Below are 18027 nucleotides of genomic sequence, written 5' to 3'. Positions count from 1 at the left end.
AACTTATCAGCGGATTGCTAAGCAATCTTAATAGTTCAATGTCTTTATTATAATTTTGCTATTATAGCTTTATTTCGATATCTACTCCTGCTGGTAGATTTAATCTCATTAATGCATCAACAGTTTTTGGTGATGGATTAACGATATCTATAAGTCTCTTGTGAGTTCTTATTTCAAATTGCTCTCTAGAGTCCTTATATTTGTGAACTGCTCTTAATATAGTAACAACATCTTTTTCAGTTGGTAGTGGTACTGGACCTGCAACCTTAGCTCCTGTTGACTTTGCAGTTTCAACGATTTTTTCTGCTGATTGATCTAATATTGTGTGATCAAAAGCTTTTAATCTGATTCTTATTTTTTGTTTTGACATCTTGGTTTCCCTCCTTTTCATGTACGCTTTACTTCTAACGTACAACAGCGGTTCTTCTATAAACTGTTCCTGGTGTTTCATAACTTTTAGAAAAACTTATAGAATCCCTGTCGTCGGATTCTAGATCCTGACATACTCATCAAGAATTACCCGGAAGTCCGGCAACCTCTTGATTCATCGCCGCATGCTATACAACTTCTATATTATACTATGGTTTTTTTTCTTTTTCAAGTAATTTTTATATATTGAATAATTTATTTTTTTAAATTTTTTTCTGTTAGAATTAATTCGCTTTTTATATTTTAATAGTATTTCATATAAATATCAAGCATTTTTAAAAAGTAATTTATTAAGCATTATTGTAAACTTTTACTATTTTTATACCTTCTTAATTTCTTTTTATATAAAAAAAAATAGTAAGAGACGTCTCTCTTACTATTTTATATAAACAATTATTACTATTCGATTATGCTAGTAACAACTCCTGAACCTACTGTTCTTCCACCTTCTCTGATAGCGAATCTTAATCCTTCATCCATTGCTACTGGAGTGATTAATTCAACGTTCATGTCGATGTGGTCTCCTGGCATTACCATTTCCATTCCGTCTGGTAATTTTATTGATCCTGTTACGTCAGTTGTTCTGAAGTAGAATTGTGGTCTGTATCCATCGAAGAATGGAGTATGTCTTCCACCTTCTTCTTTTTTAAGTACGTATACTTGACCTACGAATTTCTTATGAGGGTTTACTGTACCAGGTTTTGCTAATACTTGACCTCTTTCGATTTCTGTTCTTTGTATTCCTCTTAATAATGCTCCTATGTTATCTCCAGCTTGCGCTTCGTCTAATAACTTTCTGAACATTTCGATTCCTGTTACTACAGTCTTCTTTGTTTCTTCCTTGATTCCTACTACTTCTACTTCGTCTCCGATATGTAGTATTCCTCTTTCAACTCTTCCTGTTGCAACTGTTCCTCTACCAGTGATTGTGAATACATCTTCTACTGGCATTAAGAATGGCTTATCTGTTGCTCTTTCTGGAGTTGGGATGTAGCTATCTACTGCTTCCATTAAGTCCATGATGCATTTTGTTGCTGCTTCATCTGTTGGGTTTTCTAATGCTTTTAATGCTGATCCTGTTATTACTGGAATATCATCTCCTGGGAAGTTGTATTCGCTTAATAATTCTCTTACTTCCATTTCTACTAATTCAAGTAATTCTTCGTCATCAACCATATCTGCTTTGTTTAAGAATACTACGATATAGTCAACTCCAACTCTTGATGCTAGTAGGATATGTTCTCTTGTTTGTGGCATTGGACCATCTGCTGCTGATACAACTAAGATTGCTCCATCCATTTGTGCTGCTCCTGTGATCATGTTCTTTACGTAATCAGCATGTCCTGGGCAGTCTACGTGAGCATAGTGTCTGTTTTCTGTTTCATACTCAACGTGTGCTGTATTGATTGTGATTCCTCTTTCTTTTTCTTCTGGAGCCTTATCAATTTCATCATACTTAAATGATTCAGCGAATCCCTTGTTTGCTAATACTGTTGTAATAGCTGCTGTTAATGTTGTCTTACCGTGGTCTACGTGACCTATTGTTCCAATGTTAACGTGTGGTTTACTTCTTTCGAATTTTGCTTTTGACATTGTTTATTCCTCCTTCATTGCAATGACATTTAGTCATTATTATACCCGATGTATATATCTATTTAAATCTTTGGTATGAAATATTTTAAACATTAATATAACGATAAAATATTTTCAATCTATTTAATTAAGAGAAGAGCTACAATTAATAATCTTATTAATTGTAATCCTCTCTAATTTACTGTTTTAATAAAAAAACTATTTAGTCTTCTTACCAGCTACTTCTTCTTGGATGCTCTTTGGTACTTCTTCATAATGGTCAAATGTCATTACATAAGTTCCTCTACCTTGTGTTCTTGATCTTAATGTAGTTGCATATCCGAACATTTCTGATAGTGGTACGAACGCTCTGATAACTTGACGTCCATTTCTTTGTTCCATACCTTCGATTCTACCTCTTCTTGAGTTGATATCACCCATTACATCTCCCATGTACTCTTCTGGTACAACTACTTCTACCTTCATTGAAGGTTCAAGTAATGTAGGATCTGCTTTCTTCATAGCGTTCTTGAATGCCATTGATCCGGCAATCTTGAATGCCATTTCTGATGAATCGACATCATGGTATGAACCGTCGAAACATTTTACTTTGAAGTTTATAGTTGGGAATCCAGCTACAACTCCGCTTTCAGCTGCTTCTCTAATACCATTATCTACTGCTGGAACGTATTCTCTTGGAATTGATCCTCCAACAATAGCATTTTCGAATTCATATTCTCCATCTGTTGGGATCATTTCAATCCAACAGTGTCCGTATTGTCCTCTACCACCTGATTGTCTTACGAACTTACCTTCAGCCTTAACAGCTTTCTTGATAGTTTCTTTGTAAGCAACTTGTGGAGCACCTACGTTACATTCAACTTTGAATTCTCTTTGTAGTCTATCAACGATGATATCTAAGTGTAACTCACCCATACCAGCGATGATTGTTTGACCTGTTTCTTGGTTAGTCCAAGTCTTGAAAGTTGGATCTTCTTCTGCTAACTTAGCTAAAGCTATACCCATCTTTTCTTGACCAGCCTTAGTCTTTGGCTCTATAGCGATTGAGATAACTGGTTCTGGGAATTCCATACTTTCAAGTATGATTGGATGTGCTTCATCACATAAAGTATCCCCAGTAGTTGTATTCTTTAATCCTACTATAGCACCTAAGTCAGCTGCTCTTAATTCGCTAATTTCTTCTCTTGAGTTAGCGTGCATCTTAACTAGTCTACCGATTCTTTCTTTCTTACCCTTAGTTGAGTTAAGAACGTAAGTACCACTTTCCATTACACCTGAGTAAACTCTTGTGAATGCAAGTCTTCCTACGAATGGGTCAGTAGCTATCTTAAATGCTAATGCTGACATTGGAGCTTCATCACTAGCTTCTCTTGTTAATTCTATTTCTGGATCGTCTACATCTACACCCTTAACTGGTGGTATATCTAAAGGTGATGGTAAATAATCAACAACTAAATCGATCATTTCTTGAACACCTTTGTTTTTGTATGATGAACCACAAATTACAGGAACTATTTCATTATTAATAGTAGCTTTTCTTAAAGCTGCTTTTAATTCTTCTTTAGTTAACTCTTCACCATCTAGGTATTTCATCATTAACTCTTCATCAGTTTCTGCAATTGCTTCAATCATGATGTTTCTGTATTCTTCTGCCTTGTCTTTTAACTCAGCTGGGATTTCTCCTCTTTCTATGTCTTTTCCTAAGTCGTCTTTATGAATAAGAGCTATATTTTCCATAAGGTCTATCATACCTACGAAGTTTTCTTCTGCTCCTATTGGAATTTGGATAGCTACAGCGTTAGCTTTTAATCTATCTCTAACTGAATTGATACAAGCATAGAAGTCTGCTCCAGTAGCATCCATCTTATTTACATAGATTGCTCTTGGTACTCCATAGTTATCTGCTTGTGTCCAAACAGTTTCAGTTTGTGGTTCAACCCCACTCTTAGCATCTAATACAGTGATAGCACTATCTAGACATCTTAATGATCTTTCAACCTCAACAGTGAAATCTACGTGTCCAGGAGTATCAATTATATTAATTGCATATCCTTTCCACTTACAGAATGTAGCAGCAGAAGTGATAGTTATACCTCTTTCTTGCTCTTGCGCCATCCAGTCCATTTGTGAAGCACCATCATGTGTTTCTCCGATTTTATGTGTTCTACCAGTGTAGAATAAAATACGCTCAGTAGTTGTTGTCTTACCAGCATCTATGTGAGCCATAATTCCTATATTACGAAATTTGTCTAAAGGAAATTCTCTTGACACAATAATTCCTCCTCTCAATGAGTAATTTTAAATTCAACAAGACTGTTTTGGCTGAAGCCAAAACAGTCTTGAAATTAGTATCTGTAGTGAGCGAATGCTTTGTTTGCTTCAGCCATTTTATGAGTGTCTTCTCTCTTTTTAACAGCTGCACCTGTGTTATTAGCAGCGTCTAATAATTCACTTGCTAATCTCTCACACATTAACTTTTCTCCTCTTTTTCTAGCAGCAGCTAGTATCCATCTGATACCTAAAGTCTGTCTTCTTTCTGCTCTAACTTCTATTGGAACTTGGTAAGTAGCTCCACCTATTCTTCTTGCCTTAACTTCTAGTAATGGCATTACGTTGTTCATAGCTTCTTCGAAAACTTCTAAAGCATCTTTACCAGTTTTCTCTGCCATAGTTTCAAACGCTTGGTAGCATATTTTTTGTGCTACTCCTTTTTTACCGTCAAGCATGATTCCGTTGATTAACTTAGTAACAACCTTTGAGTTGTATACTGGATCAGCTAGAACGTCTCTTTTTGCTATATGTCCTTTTCTTGGCACTTTTCTTCCCTCCTTAACAATTTAAATTTAAGTTCATCGGTACTCGACATTCTCATGTCGCAAAGTGCTTTTCCCATCATCTATATAAACTTAATTTATAAATCTACGTAAATTTTGAAGATAAGCACTAAATTAATTTAAGAAATCCTACTTCTTAGGTCTCTTAGCACCGTACTTTGATCTTCCTTGCATTCTGTTAGCTACACCAGCACAGTCAAGTGCTCCTCTTACGATATGGTATCTAACCCCAGGAAGGTCTTTTACTCTTCCACCTCTTATAAGAACAACACTATGCTCTTGTAAGTTGTGTCCTACACCACCAATGTATGCAGTAACTTCGTATCCGTTTGTAAGTCTTACTCTTGCAACCTTTCTTAGGGCTGAGTTAGGCTTTTTAGGAGTTGATGTCTTAACAACTGTACATACTCCTCTTTTTTGTGGACAGTTTTTTAGTGCTGGAGCTGTTGATTGGTTCACAGCAACTTTTCTTCCTTTTCTAACTAATTGGCTTATAGTTGGCATTTTTTCACCTCCTGAATTTTATTTATCTATATAAAAATTTATTAGATAAAACGAATTTATCATGACTACATTTTATATTAAAACCTCATGAGACAAAGTAGAACTTTGTCTCCATGAAGTAATGTAGACAATTATTTTGTTGCATTTTGTATTAAACACACAACACGTATTTTATCATTTCATAATACACATGTCAATAAAATTAATTTCTATTCAACATTTACTATTACGTTGTCTTCAACTTTGTCATCTTCGATATCTAATCTTGCTGCTCTGTATTTCATCATTCCAGTTCCAGCTGGGATTAATTTACCTATTATAACATTTTCTTTTAATCCTACTAATGGATCAACTTTTCCTTTAATAGCTGCTTCTGTAAGAACTCTTGTAGTTTCTTGGAATGATGCAGCTGATAAGAAACTATCCGTAGCAAGTGCAGCTTTAGTAATACCAAGTAATACTTGATCTCCTTTAGCTTCTTCTCCACCAAATTCTCTTACTCTATCATTCTCACTCTTAAAGTCAAACATATCTATTGTAGTACCTGGTAAAAGATTTGTATCTCCTGATTCAGTAACTTTTACCTTTCTAGTCATTTGTTTAATAACTACTTCTAAGTGCTTATCATTGATATCAACACCTTGTAATCTATAAACTTTTTGAACTTCTGATAAAAGATATCTTCTAGCTCCATCAACGCCTTTAATAGCCATGATGTCGTGAGGATTTACTGAACCTTCTGTAATTTCGTCTCCAGCTTCAACATAATCATCGTTTGAAACTTTAACTCTTGATCCAAATGGAATATCATAACTTAATTCTTCTCCATCTGCTCCCATTACATGAACAATTCTCTTTTTCTTAGTTTCTTCTACTCTTACAGTACCATTTATTTCACTTACAATCGCAAGTCCCTTTGGTTTTCTAGCTTCAAATAATTCTTCAACTCTAGGAAGACCTTGAGTTATATCTCCTGCTGATGCAACACCACCAGTATGGAATGTTCTCATTGTAAGCTGAGTACCAGGTTCTCCAATTGATTGTGCAGCTATAATACCAACAGCTTCACCGATATTAATCTTTTGAGCTGTTGCCATGTTCATACCATAACATTTAGCACAAACACCAATTTTACATCCACATGTAAAGGCTGATCTAATCTTAACTTTCTTAACACCAGCATTGCTGATTTTTTCAGCTAAATCTCCATCCATATATTGATTCTTTGAAGCTAACACTTCTCCAGTTTCAGGATGAAGAATATCTTCTGCTGAATATCTTCCAGTTAATCTTTCCTTTAATTCTTCAATTATTTCATTTCCTTCTCTTATTTCACTAACAACTATACCGTCATCAGTTCCACAATCTTCTTCTCTAACAATAACATCTTGTGATACGTCAACAAGTCTTCTTGTTAAGTATCCTGAGTCAGCTGTCTTAAGAGCTGTATCGGCATTACCTTTTCTAGCTCCGTGAGTTGAAATGAAGTACTCTAGGACATCAAGACCTTCTCTGAATGATGCTCTAATTGGTAATTCAAGGATTTTACCTGATGGACTAGCCATAAGTCCTCTCATACCAGCTAATTGTTTAATCTGTGACTTAGAACCTCTGGCTCCAGAGTCAGCCATCATGAATATTGGATTCCATTTATCCAAACTATCCATTAGTGCATTGGCAACATCTTCTGTTGTCTTAGTCCATTTTTCTATAACTCTTTCATATCTTTCATCTTCTGATATGAAACCTCTTTTGTACATTTTCTCTATCTTATCTACTGTTTCATCAGCTTCTTTTAATAGTTCGTACTTAGCATCAGGTACTATCATATCTGAAGCAGAAACTGTAACCGCTCCAATTGATGAATAATGATATCCTGTTGCTTTGATCTTATCTAGCATTATTGAAGTTTGTGTTGGTCCATGTTTCATGTAACACTTATCTATTATCTTTCCTAATGACTTTTTAGTTATTAAGAAATCTACTTCTAAATTAAATAGTTCATCTGGATTGCTTCTATCAACAAATCCTAAATCTTGAGGAATTGATTCATTGAATATTATCTTACCTACAGTAGTTTTAATTATTCCTGATTTAATTTCCCCGTCGATTTCCTTAAACATTCTTACAAAAATATCTGCATGAATTTCTAATTCTTTAACTTGATAAGCCATTATAGCTTCATCTTTTGATGAGAAGTACTTTCCACTTCCTTTAGCTCCGTCTCTTTCCATAGTAATATAGTAAGAACCAAGAACCATATCCTGTGTAGGTACACAAACTGGCTTACCATCTGATGGTTTCATTATGTTTCCTGCTGCAAGCATTAAGAATCTAGCTTCTGCTTGAGCTTCAACTGATAATGGTACGTGAACAGCCATTTGGTCACCATCGAAGTCAGCGTTATAAGCTGTACATACTAATGGATGTAATTTAATAGCTCTACCTTCAACTAATACAGGTTGGAAAGCTTGAATTCCAAGTCTGTGTAGAGTAGGGGCACGGTTAAGTAATACTGGATGGTCTGTAATTACTTGTTCTAATACATCCCATACTTGTGGCATTACTCTTTCTACCATTCTCTTTGCACTCTTTATATTATGTGCAACTCCATCTTGAACTAATTTTTTCATTACAAATGGCTTGAATAATTCAAGAGCCATTTCTTTTGGAAGACCACATTGGTACATTTGTAATTCTGGTCCAACAACGATAACTGATCTACCAGAATAGTCAACTCTTTTACCAAGTAAGTTTTGTCTAAATCTTCCTTGCTTACCTTTAAGCATATCTGAAAGAGATTTTAATGGTCTGTTTCCAGGACCAGTAACAGCTCTTCCTCTTCTACCATTATCTATAAGAGCATCTACTGCTTCTTGAAGCATTCTCTTTTCGTTTCTAACTATGATGTCAGGTGCTCCTAAATCTAATAGCTTCTTTAATCTGTTATTTCTATTTATAACTCTTCTGTAAAGGTCATTTAAGTCTGATGTTGCAAATCTTCCACCATCTAATTGAACCATAGGTCTTAAATCTGGTGGTATTACAGGGATAACATCTATAATCATCCACTTTGGATCATTTCCTGATGATCTAAATGATTCAACAACTTCTAATCTTCTGATTATTCTTACTTTCTTTTGACCTGTACTTTGTTTTAACTCTTCTTTTAGTTCTCTTGAACTAGCTTCTAAGTCAATTTCACCTAAAAGTTCTTGAACAGCTTCAGCACCCATTCCAGCTACAAAGCTTTCTTCACCATATTTGTCTATTGCTTCTCTATATTCTTTTTCATTAAGAAGTTGTTTCTTTAATAATGGTGTTTCTTTTGGGTCAATTACAACATATGAAGCGAAATATAAAATTTTCTCTAATGATCTTGGTGACATATCAAGTATTAATCCCATTCTTGATGGAATTCCTTTGAAGTACCAAATGTGAGAAACTGGGGCAGCAAGTTCTATATGCCCCATTCTTTCTCTTCTTACTTTAGCTTTTGTAACTTCAACTCCGCATCTGTCACAAACTATACCTTTATATCTAACTCTCTTATATTTACCACAGTGACATTCCCAATCTTTCATTGGTCCAAATATTCTTTCACAGAATAAACCGTCTCTCTCTGGCTTTAAAGTTCTGTAATTTATTGTTTCTGGTTTTTTAACTTCTCCCCTTGACCATTCTCTGATTTGTTCAGGGGATGCTAAGCCTATTTGTATGGCATCAAAATTATTTAATTCAAACAAGGGTAATCCTCCCTTCAAAATTAGTGTTCATCATTAAAATCATCAAGCTCTAAGTTATCTTGAAACTCTTCTAACTGAAACCCTTCATACTCTTCTTCAACTTCATCTTCGCTTTCTGCTTCTGAAGTATAACTATCTTCAGAATCTTTAGCAGGTTGTTGAACAAACTCTTCTGTTCCTTCAATGTTTACTTCTAAATCTGCTGAATCTTCTTCTTCAGCTAATTCTTTAAGTCTTACTTCTTCATTGTCATCGTTAAGAACTTTAACATCTAAGCAAAGTGCTTGTAATTCCTTTATAAGAACCTTAAATGATTCTGGAACTCCTGGCTCTGGGATGTTTTCTCCCTTAACTATTGCTTCATAAGTTTTAACTCTACCAACAACATCATCTGACTTAACAGTTAAGATTTCTTGTAATGTATGTGCTGCACCATATGCTTCTAGTGCCCAAACTTCCATTTCTCCAAATCTTTGACCACCAAATTGAGCTTTACCTCCAAGTGGTTGTTGAGTAACTAATGAATATGGTCCAGTTGATCTAGCATGAATCTTATCATCAACTAAGTGAGCAAGTTTTAGGATATACATTATTCCAACTGTAACTTCGTTGTCAAATGCTTCTCCTGTTCTACCATCATATAAAACAGTCTTACCATTTGCATTGTATCCAGCATCTACTAAGCATTGTTCTATATCTGACTCTGTTGCACCATCGAATACTGGAGTAGCAATGTGCCATCCTAATGCACTAGCTGCCCAACCTAAGTGAACTTCTAGTACCTGACCAATATTCATACGTGATGGAACCCCTAGTGGGTTTAAGCATATTTGAAGTGGTCTACCATCTGGTAAGAAAGGCATATCTTCTTCAGGAAGTACTCTTGAAATAACCCCCTTGTTACCATGACGTCCGGCCATCTTATCTCCAACGGATATCTTTCTCTTTTGAGCTATATAACATCTTACAAGCTCATTAACTCCAGGATTTAATTCATCCCCATTTTCTCTAGTGAATACTTTTATGTCTACTATAATACCAGCTTCTCCATGAGGAACTCTTAATGAAGTATCTCTAACTTCTCTTGCTTTTTCACCAAAGATAGCTCTTAATAATCTTTCTTCTGCTGTTAATTCAGTTTCTCCCTTTGGAGTTACTTTTCCAACAAGGATATCTCCTGATCTTACCTCAGCTCCGATTCTTATTATTCCTCTTTCATCGATGTCTTTTAAAGCATCTTCACTTACGTTAGGAATATCTCTAGTTATTTCTTCTGGTCCAAGCTTTGTATCTCTAGCTTCACATTCATATTCTTCTATATGAATTGATGTAAATACATCTTCTCTTACTAATTCTTCTGAAATAAGCATAGCATCTTCGTAGTTATAACCTTCCCAAGTTATGAATCCCATTCTGATGTTCTTTCCTAATGCTATTTCTCCTAAATCTGTTGAAGGTCCATCTGCAAGAACTTGGTTCTTAAATACCATTTCCCCAGTACTTACTAATGGTCTTTGATTTATACAAGTACCTTGGTTACTTCTTTTGAACTTTAATAACTTGTAAGAATCTACTCCTCCATCAATATCTCTCTTAACTTTAATTTCACTAGCACTTACATAAGTTACTACTCCAGCATTTTTAGCTTTAGGTAGTACCCCTGAATCTGCTGCTGCTCTAAATTCTATTCCTGTACCAACTATTGGAGCTTGTGGCTTTAATAGTGGAACTGCTTGACGTTGCATGTTTGATCCCATAAGAGCTCTTGATGCGTCATCATTTTCAAGGAAAGGAATCATAGCTGTTGCTACAGATACGATTTGTCTTGGTGAAACGTCCATTAAGTCAACTTCATTTGCTGGAATTACTATAACTTCTTCCATGTATCTAACAGTTACCTTGTCATGTATGAAGTGTCCTGTTTCATCTAATGGCTCATTTGCTTGGGCTACTAGATATTGGTCTTCTTCATCAGCAGTGAAGTATCTTATTTCATCAGTTGCTCTCTTATTTTCCTTATCAATAATTCTATAAGGAGTTTCTATGAATCCATATTCATTAACTTTAGCATATGTAGCTAATGAGTTAATAAGTCCTATATTAGGTCCTTCAGGAGTTTCTATAGGACACATTCTACCATAATGTGAGTGGTGAACGTCTCTAACTTCGAATCCAGCTCTTTCTCTTGAAAGTCCTCCTGGTCCTAATGCAGATAATCTTCTCTTATGAGTTAACTCTGATAATGGATTTGTTTGATCCATGAATTGTGATAATTGTGAGCTACCAAAGAATTCTTTAATAGCAGCTGCAACTGGTCTTATGTTAATTAACATTTGTGGAGTAATCGCTTCTTGGTCTTGAATAGTCATTCTTTCTTTAACTACTCTTTCCATTCTTGATAATCCAATTCTAAATTGGTTTTGTAACAATTCTCCAACTGATCTTAATCTTCTATTTCCTAAATGGTCTATATCATCTACATAACCAATACCGTAAGCTAATCCTAATTCGTAACTTATTGTTGCAAATATATCATCTCTTACAATATGTTTTGGAACTAATCTTGTAATATTCTTTTTAATTTCTTCTTTAATACTTTCTTCATCACTGAAGTTATCAAGTATTTCTTTTAATGTTGGATAATGAACTGCTTCTTTAATATGAAGATCACTTATATCAAATGAAACATGTTTCTTAATATCAACGAAGTGGTTACCAATTACTCTAATAACTCTATCTTCTATTAATATATCAACTGAATTAATTCCAACATTTTGGATTTCTTCTGCCATTTCTCTTGATATCTTTTGACCTTGCTCAACCATTATTTCTCCTGTAGAAGGATTTACTACATCAACTGCAGCAACTTGGTTTGCTAGTCTTAAGTTTATAGCTAACTTCTTATTAAACTTATATCTACCAACTCTTGATAAATCATATCTTTTAGCATCAAAGAATAATGAGTCTATTAAAGATACAGCACTATCAACTGTAGGTGGTTCACCCGGTCTTAATCTCTTATAGATTTCAAGTAAAGCTTCTTCCTTAGTTTTAGTGTTATCTTTTTCTATTGTAGCTTTTAATCTTTCTTCTTCGCCAAAATAGTCTAATAACTCTTGATCACTTCCAAATCCCATAGCTCTTGCTAATATAGTTATTGGAAGTTTTCTTGTTTTATCTATTCTAACTGATATTATATCGTTAGAATCTGTTTCATACTCAAGCCATGCACCTCTATTTGGTATAACAGTTGATGAGAATAGCTTTTTACCACTCTTATCTCTATTTAGGCTGTAGTATACCCCTGGAGATCTTACTAATTGGCTAACAATAACTCTTTCAGCACCATTAATAATAAAAGTACCTTGTTCAGTCATTAATGGGAAGTCTCCCATAAATACCTCTTGTTCTTTGATTTCTCCAGTTTCATTATTTGTAAGTCTTACTGAGACTTTTAGTGGTGCAGCATAAGTTGAATCTCTCTCCTTACATTCCTCCACTGTGTACTTAATATTATCCATATCAAGTTTGTAATCAACAAATTCAAGGACTAAATTTCCAGTAAAGTTTCCAATAGGATTTATATCGTCAAATACCTCATGTAAACCTTCCTTAAGAAACCAGTCATAAGAATCTAATTGTACTTCGATAAGATTTGGCATTTCTGTTACATCTTTAACTTTACCAAAACTCATTCTTGTTCTTTTTCCAGATTGGACAGGATGTACCATGAATTTTCACCCCTTGTATAAACTAAAATAACCAAAAGCATAACTTCCCTAAGGACTTTAGCTTTCGGACAGCGTCATCTTTTAGTATAACCAAATAAAACATAGTTATACTTTTTTTCCCAATTTAATATACTTATCCATAATGAATAGTACATTAAATGATAGTATCACAACATATTACCAATGTCAACATTTTTTCCGAAGCAATTCTATCTAATTTTATAATTTTATTATAAATAAAACTATATAAAATATCCTTCTATAGAACTGGATAATTTATATAGTTCCAAAACCTTATCCTTAGAAAATAAAAAGGTGCTAAATCTAGCACCTTTATATATACATTTTGAAATTTAATTAAAGTAAAATTACTTTAATTCTACTTCAGCTCCAACTTCAGCTAATTTAGCTTTCATTTCTTCAGCTTCTTCTTTAGCTACAGCTTCTTTAAGTGTCTTAGGAGCTCCGTCAACTATTTCTTTAGCTTCCTTTAATCCTAATCCAGTTATTTCTCTTACAGCCTTGATAACCTTAATCTTGTTAGCTCCAGCATTAGCTAAAACTACGTCGAATTCAGTCTTTTCTTCAGCAGCTCCACCAGCTACTGCTCCTGCTACTGCTACTGGTGCAGCAGCGCTTACTCCAAATTCCTCTTCGCAAGCAGTTACTAATTCATTTAATTCTAAAACGCTCATTTCTTTTATAGCTTGAATGATATCTTCTCTTGTCATTTTAATTGCACCTCCAAATTTTTTAAAAAACAATGTTTAACTTATTTAATAAGTTAATTATTATTCAGCTGATTCAGCTTCTTTCTTTTCTTTTATTGCATTTAATAAGTATGCAAGGTTTGATAATGGAGCCTTGATACTTCCAAGAAGTTTTGCAATAAGAACTTCTTTTGATGGTATTGATGCGATCTTTGTGATCATTGCTTGATCATAAACTTCTCCATCAACTACACCTGCTTTTAATTCTAACTTCTTGTGGTCCTTAGCGAAATCATTTAAGATTCTTGCTGGAGCTGTAGCATCTTCATATCCGAATGCCATTGAAACTGGTCCTTCTAGGTATTGAACCATACCTTCTAAACCTAATTCCTTAGCTGCTAAAGTAACTAAAGTATTTTTGTATACTCTGTACTCTATTCCTGCTTCTCTTAAGTTCTTTCTTAATTGTGTGTCTTCTTCAACAGTTAGACCTTGATAGCTAGTTAAAACAACGCTTTGTGATTTTTCTAACTTTTCTTTAATTTCAGCAACTTTTGCTTCCTTTAATTGTCTGTTCTTGTTCACTGTGTGTCCACCTCCTCACAGTATTAACTGCTTAATGTATTTAAAAAGGTCTTCCCGTAGACAGAGGAAGACCTTACATAAACTCTATGTTTATAAAGAACCCTCGGTAGGTAGTTATACGTTACGCATTATGCACCTACTGTCTACGGAACATTATTTCATTTTTCAACGAAATTTATTATATCACTTAAATTTTATTAAGTCAATAATTATTCTGTAACTTTTCCTGGATTAATTTTTGCTCCAGGTCCCATTGTGCTTGTTACAGTAACTGACTTCATGTATTGTCCCTTAGCAGCAGCTGGTTTAGCCTTAACTAAAGCTTCCATTAAAGTCTTAAAGTTTTCATGTAACTTTTCAGCACCAAATGATTTCTTTCCGATTGGACAGTGTACTATAGCAGTTTTATCTAATCTGTATTCTACTTTACCAGCTTTGATTTCTGCTATTGCTTTTGCAACATCAAATGTTACAGTTCCTGATTTAGGGTTTGGCATTAATCCTTTAGGTCCTAAAACTCTACCGATTCTACCAACTACACCCATCATATCTGGAGTTGCTACAACTACATCGTAGTCGAACCAGTTTTCTGATTGGATCTTTTGAACTAATTCTTCAGCTCCAACAAAATCTGCTCCCGCTTCTTGAGCTTCTTTTACTTTATCTCCCTTTGCGAAAACTAAAACTCTTACGTTTTTACCAGTTCCGTTTGGTAATACTACTGCACCTCTTACTTGTTGGTCAGCGTGTCTTGGATCTACACCAAGTCTAACGTGTACTTCGATTGTTTCATCGAAATTAGCTTTTGCAGTTTTAACAGCAAGCTCTAAAGCTTCTGCTGGATTATATAAAGCACTTTTATCTATTAACTTTGCACTTTCAACATATTTCTTTCCCATTAATAAGCCTCCTTTGTGGTATTAGCGGTTCTTACCTCCCACTATTTTTATGAATTACTCTTCAATAGTTACACCCATACTCTTAGCTGTACCTTCGATCATTCTCATTGCACTCTCGATGTTTGCAGCATTTAAGTCAGGCATTTTTGTTTCTGCGATTTTCTTTAATTGATCTTTAGTTAATTTTCCAACTTTTGTTCTGTTTGGAACTCCTGATCCGCTTTCAAGTCCTAATTCTTTCTTTATTAGAACTGCAGCTGGAGGAGTCTTTAATATAAAACTAAATGATCTGTCTTGGTAAACTGTGATTACTACTGGTATTATTAATCCAGCTTGATTAGCAGTTTTTGCATTAAACTCCTTACAGAATCCCATTATGTTTACACCGTGTTGTCCTAAAGCTGGACCAACTGGTGGAGCAGGAGTTGCCTTTCCTGCAGCAAGTTGAAGTTTAATCATTCCAGTTACTTTCTTAGCCATTTTGTTATTCCTCCTATACTGTGGTGTATACGGACAATAATTTTTTGTCCTCCCACTTAATTAAAAGATTAGTTGTAATTTATTAATTAAACTAATTTTTCTACTTGATTAAAGTCTAGTTCAGCTAATGTTTCTCTTCCAAACATATCAACTGAAGCTTTAATTTTTTGCTTTTCAAGATTTATTTCTTGAATTGTTGCCACGAATTCTCTAAGTGGTCCTGATATAACTTTTACGCTCTCGCCTACTTCAAGATCTACTTCCTTTGGAAGTTCTAAAACTCCCATTGATTCAATCTCATATTCAGTAAGAGGTACTGGTTTAGATCCAGGTCCCACAAATCCAGTTACGCCTCTTGTGTTTCTAACAACATACCAAGATTCGTCTGTCATTAGCATTTTTACTATTACGTATCCAGGAAATTTCTTTTTAAGAGAAACTTTTTGTTTTCCATCTTTCTCTTCAATTACTTCTTCCATTGGTATTTGGATGTCGTGAATTAATGATTCAAGATGTCTATTTTCAACAACTTTCTCAATGTTAACTTTGACTTTGTTTTCATATCCAGAATACGTATGTACTACGTACCATCTTGCTCTTTCACTCATATTAATCGGTGATTAACACCCAAACCTCCTTTTACTTAAGTTTCAAAACTACTTCAAAGAGGTTTTGAAAAATATAGTCTAGACCACCTACTAATACTATGTATATAGCGGTGAATCCAAGAACTGCAATCAATGCTTTTTTTGTTTCCTCTTTGGATGGCCACATTATTCTTTTGAATTCTGCTTTCACATCCTTAAAGAATTTAAACATGCCACCTTTAGAAGTAGCACTATTTTTGGTTTTTGAATTATTACCAGTCATAATTTCACATCCTTATATTAAGGTAAGTCTGTGTCTTTACTTAATCGCTAAACTATTTTGTTTCTCTATGAAGAGTGTGCTTTTTACAGAATTTGCAATACTTTTGCATTTCCATTCTATCTGGGTTATTTTTCTTGTTCTTCATTGAGTTATAGTTTCTTTGTTTACACTCTGTGCATGCTAAAGTTATCTTTACTCTCACGGTCTGCACCTCCAGTTTTTAAATATATATTTTAAGAGACATACCTCTTACTGTATCTATTTCGTGACTTTATGAGTTACTTTCTCACATTATCACAATTTATTTAAACTGTCAATAATATGTCCTTTGTAAAGGACTAGGTAAATTACCCAGTCCTTATTAAAATATATTTGACAATCTTAATCAATATTATTCAATTATACTAGTAACAACTCCTGAACCTACTGTTCTTCCACCTTCTCTGATAGCGAATCTTAATCCTTCGTCCATTGCTACTGGAGTGATTAATTCAACGTTCATGTCGATGTGGTCTCCTGGCATTACCATTTCCATTCCATCTGGTAATTTTATTGATCCTGTTACGTCAGTTGTTCTGAAGTAGAATTGTGGTCTGTATCCATCGAAGAATGGAGTATGTCTTCCACCTTCTTCTTTTTTAAGTACGTATACTTGACCTACGAATTTCTTATGAGGGTTTACTGTACCAGGTTTTGCTAATACTTGACCTCTTTCGATTTCTGTTCTTTGTATTCCTCTTAATAATGCTCCTATGTTATCTCCAGCTTGCGCTTCGTCTAATAACTTTCTGAACATTTCGATTCCTGTTACTACAGTCTTCTTTGTTTCTTCCTTGATTCCTACTACTTCTACTTCGTCTCCGATGTGTAGTATTCCTCTTTCAACTCTTCCTGTTGCAACTGTTCCTCTACCAGTGATTGTGAATACATCTTCTACTGGCATTAAGAATGGCTTATCTGTCGCTCTTTCTGGAGTTGGGATGTAGCTATCTACTGCTTCCATTAAGTCCATGATGCATTTTGTTGCTGCTTCATCTGTTGGGTTTTCTAATGCTTTTAATGCTGATCCTGTTATTACTGGAATATCATCTCCTGGGAAGTTGTATTCGCTTAATAATTCTCTTACTTCCATTTCTACTAATTCAAGTAATTCTTCATCATCAACCATATCTGCTTTGTTTAAGAATACTACGATATAGTCAACTCCAACTCTTGATGCTAGTAGGATATGTTCTCTTGTTTGTGGCATTGGACCATCTGCTGCTGATACAACTAAGATTGCTCCATCCATTTGTGCTGCTCCTGTGATCATGTTCTTTACGTAATCAGCATGTCCTGGGCAGTCTACGTGAGCATAGTGTCTGTTTTCTGTTTCATACTCAACGTGTGCTGTATTGATTGTGATTCCTCTTTCTTTTTCTTCTGGAGCCTTATCAATTTCATCATACTTAAATGATTCAGCGAACCCCTTGTTTGCTAATACTGTTGTAATAGCTGCTGTTAATGTTGTCTTACCATGGTCTACGTGACCTATTGTTCCAATGTTAACGTGTGGTTTACTTCTTTCGAATTTTGCTTTTGACATTATAAATTCCTCCTTATCACTCTAATAAACCTTGCCTAGTGTTTTGTACATTTTTATATGC

At 34.5% G+C, this 18027-nt stretch carries 15 protein-coding genes and 1 other annotated feature; all 15 genes read right to left on the bottom strand.

Going from position 1 to position 18027, the window contains the following annotated elements:
* Window positions 1-61: 61 nt before the first annotated feature.
* Window positions 62-370, bottom strand: coding sequence for a 30S ribosomal protein S10 (gene rpsJ / locus J2S18_RS08580; protein WP_021876938.1), 309 nt, complete (start codon window positions 368-370; stop codon window positions 62-64).
* Between the two features lie 458 nt (window positions 371-828).
* Window positions 829-2022 (bottom strand): elongation factor Tu, encoded by a 1194-nt coding sequence (gene tuf, locus J2S18_RS08575; RefSeq protein WP_307485707.1) that lies wholly within the window; start codon window positions 2020-2022, stop codon window positions 829-831.
* A 198-nt stretch (window positions 2023-2220) separates the two neighbouring features.
* On the bottom strand, window positions 2221-4293 hold the full coding sequence (fusA, locus tag J2S18_RS08570) for an elongation factor G (protein WP_307485738.1): 2073 nt from the start codon (window positions 4291-4293) through the stop codon (window positions 2221-2223).
* A 74-nt stretch (window positions 4294-4367) separates the two neighbouring features.
* Window positions 4368-4838, bottom strand: coding sequence for a 30S ribosomal protein S7 (gene rpsG / locus J2S18_RS08565; protein ID WP_209796856.1), 471 nt, complete (start codon window positions 4836-4838; stop codon window positions 4368-4370).
* A gap of 147 nt (window positions 4839-4985) precedes the next feature.
* Window positions 4986-5360 carry a 30S ribosomal protein S12 gene (gene rpsL, locus J2S18_RS08560; RefSeq protein ID WP_209796855.1) on the bottom strand — a complete coding sequence of 125 codons (375 nt, stop codon included), beginning with the start codon at window positions 5358-5360 and terminating at the stop codon, window positions 4986-4988.
* Between the two features lie 209 nt (window positions 5361-5569).
* Window positions 5570-9106, bottom strand: coding sequence for a DNA-directed RNA polymerase subunit beta' (gene rpoC / locus J2S18_RS08555; protein WP_307485733.1), 3537 nt, complete (start codon window positions 9104-9106; stop codon window positions 5570-5572).
* Between the two features lie 20 nt (window positions 9107-9126).
* Entirely contained in the window at window positions 9127-12837 is a 3711-nt protein-coding gene (rpoB, locus tag J2S18_RS08550; RefSeq protein ID WP_307485730.1) for a DNA-directed RNA polymerase subunit beta, read from the bottom strand.
* Between the two features lie 368 nt (window positions 12838-13205).
* Entirely contained in the window at window positions 13206-13568 is a 363-nt protein-coding gene (gene rplL, locus J2S18_RS08545) for a 50S ribosomal protein L7/L12 (protein ID WP_307485727.1), read from the bottom strand.
* 60 nt (window positions 13569-13628) lie between these two features.
* A complete protein-coding gene (rplJ, locus tag J2S18_RS08540) occupies window positions 13629-14132 on the bottom strand; it encodes a 50S ribosomal protein L10 (protein WP_307485724.1) in 504 nt (167 codons plus the stop codon).
* A gap of 32 nt (window positions 14133-14164) precedes the next feature.
* Window positions 14165-14299: a sequence feature (ribosomal protein L10 leader region), on the bottom strand.
* Window positions 14300-14341: 42 nt separating this feature from the next.
* Entirely contained in the window at window positions 14342-15031 is a 690-nt protein-coding gene (gene rplA, locus J2S18_RS08535; protein WP_307485721.1) for a 50S ribosomal protein L1, read from the bottom strand.
* Between the two features lie 54 nt (window positions 15032-15085).
* Window positions 15086-15511: a 50S ribosomal protein L11 gene (gene rplK / locus J2S18_RS08530; protein WP_209796849.1), complete on the bottom strand. Its 426-nt coding sequence runs from the start codon at window positions 15509-15511 to the stop codon at window positions 15086-15088.
* Window positions 15512-15597: 86 nt separating this feature from the next.
* Entirely contained in the window at window positions 15598-16119 is a 522-nt protein-coding gene (gene nusG, locus J2S18_RS08525) for a transcription termination/antitermination protein NusG (RefSeq protein ID WP_307485717.1), read from the bottom strand.
* A gap of 31 nt (window positions 16120-16150) precedes the next feature.
* A complete protein-coding gene (secE, locus tag J2S18_RS08520; RefSeq protein ID WP_307485714.1) occupies window positions 16151-16381 on the bottom strand; it encodes a preprotein translocase subunit SecE in 231 nt (76 codons plus the stop codon).
* 52 nt (window positions 16382-16433) lie between these two features.
* Window positions 16434-16583, bottom strand: a complete 150-nt coding sequence (gene rpmG / locus J2S18_RS08515) for a 50S ribosomal protein L33 (RefSeq protein WP_027099171.1) — start codon at window positions 16581-16583, stop codon at window positions 16434-16436.
* A 189-nt stretch (window positions 16584-16772) separates the two neighbouring features.
* Window positions 16773-17966 (bottom strand): elongation factor Tu, encoded by a 1194-nt coding sequence (gene tuf, locus J2S18_RS08510; protein WP_307485707.1) that lies wholly within the window; start codon window positions 17964-17966, stop codon window positions 16773-16775.
* Window positions 17967-18027 lie beyond the last annotated feature (61 nt).

The sequence above is a fragment of the Eubacterium multiforme genome, assembly GCF_030813415.1.
GTDB classification, from domain to species: Bacteria; Bacillota; Clostridia; order Clostridiales; family Clostridiaceae; genus Clostridium; species Clostridium multiforme.
This window is presented reverse-complemented; position numbering and strand designations above follow the sequence as displayed.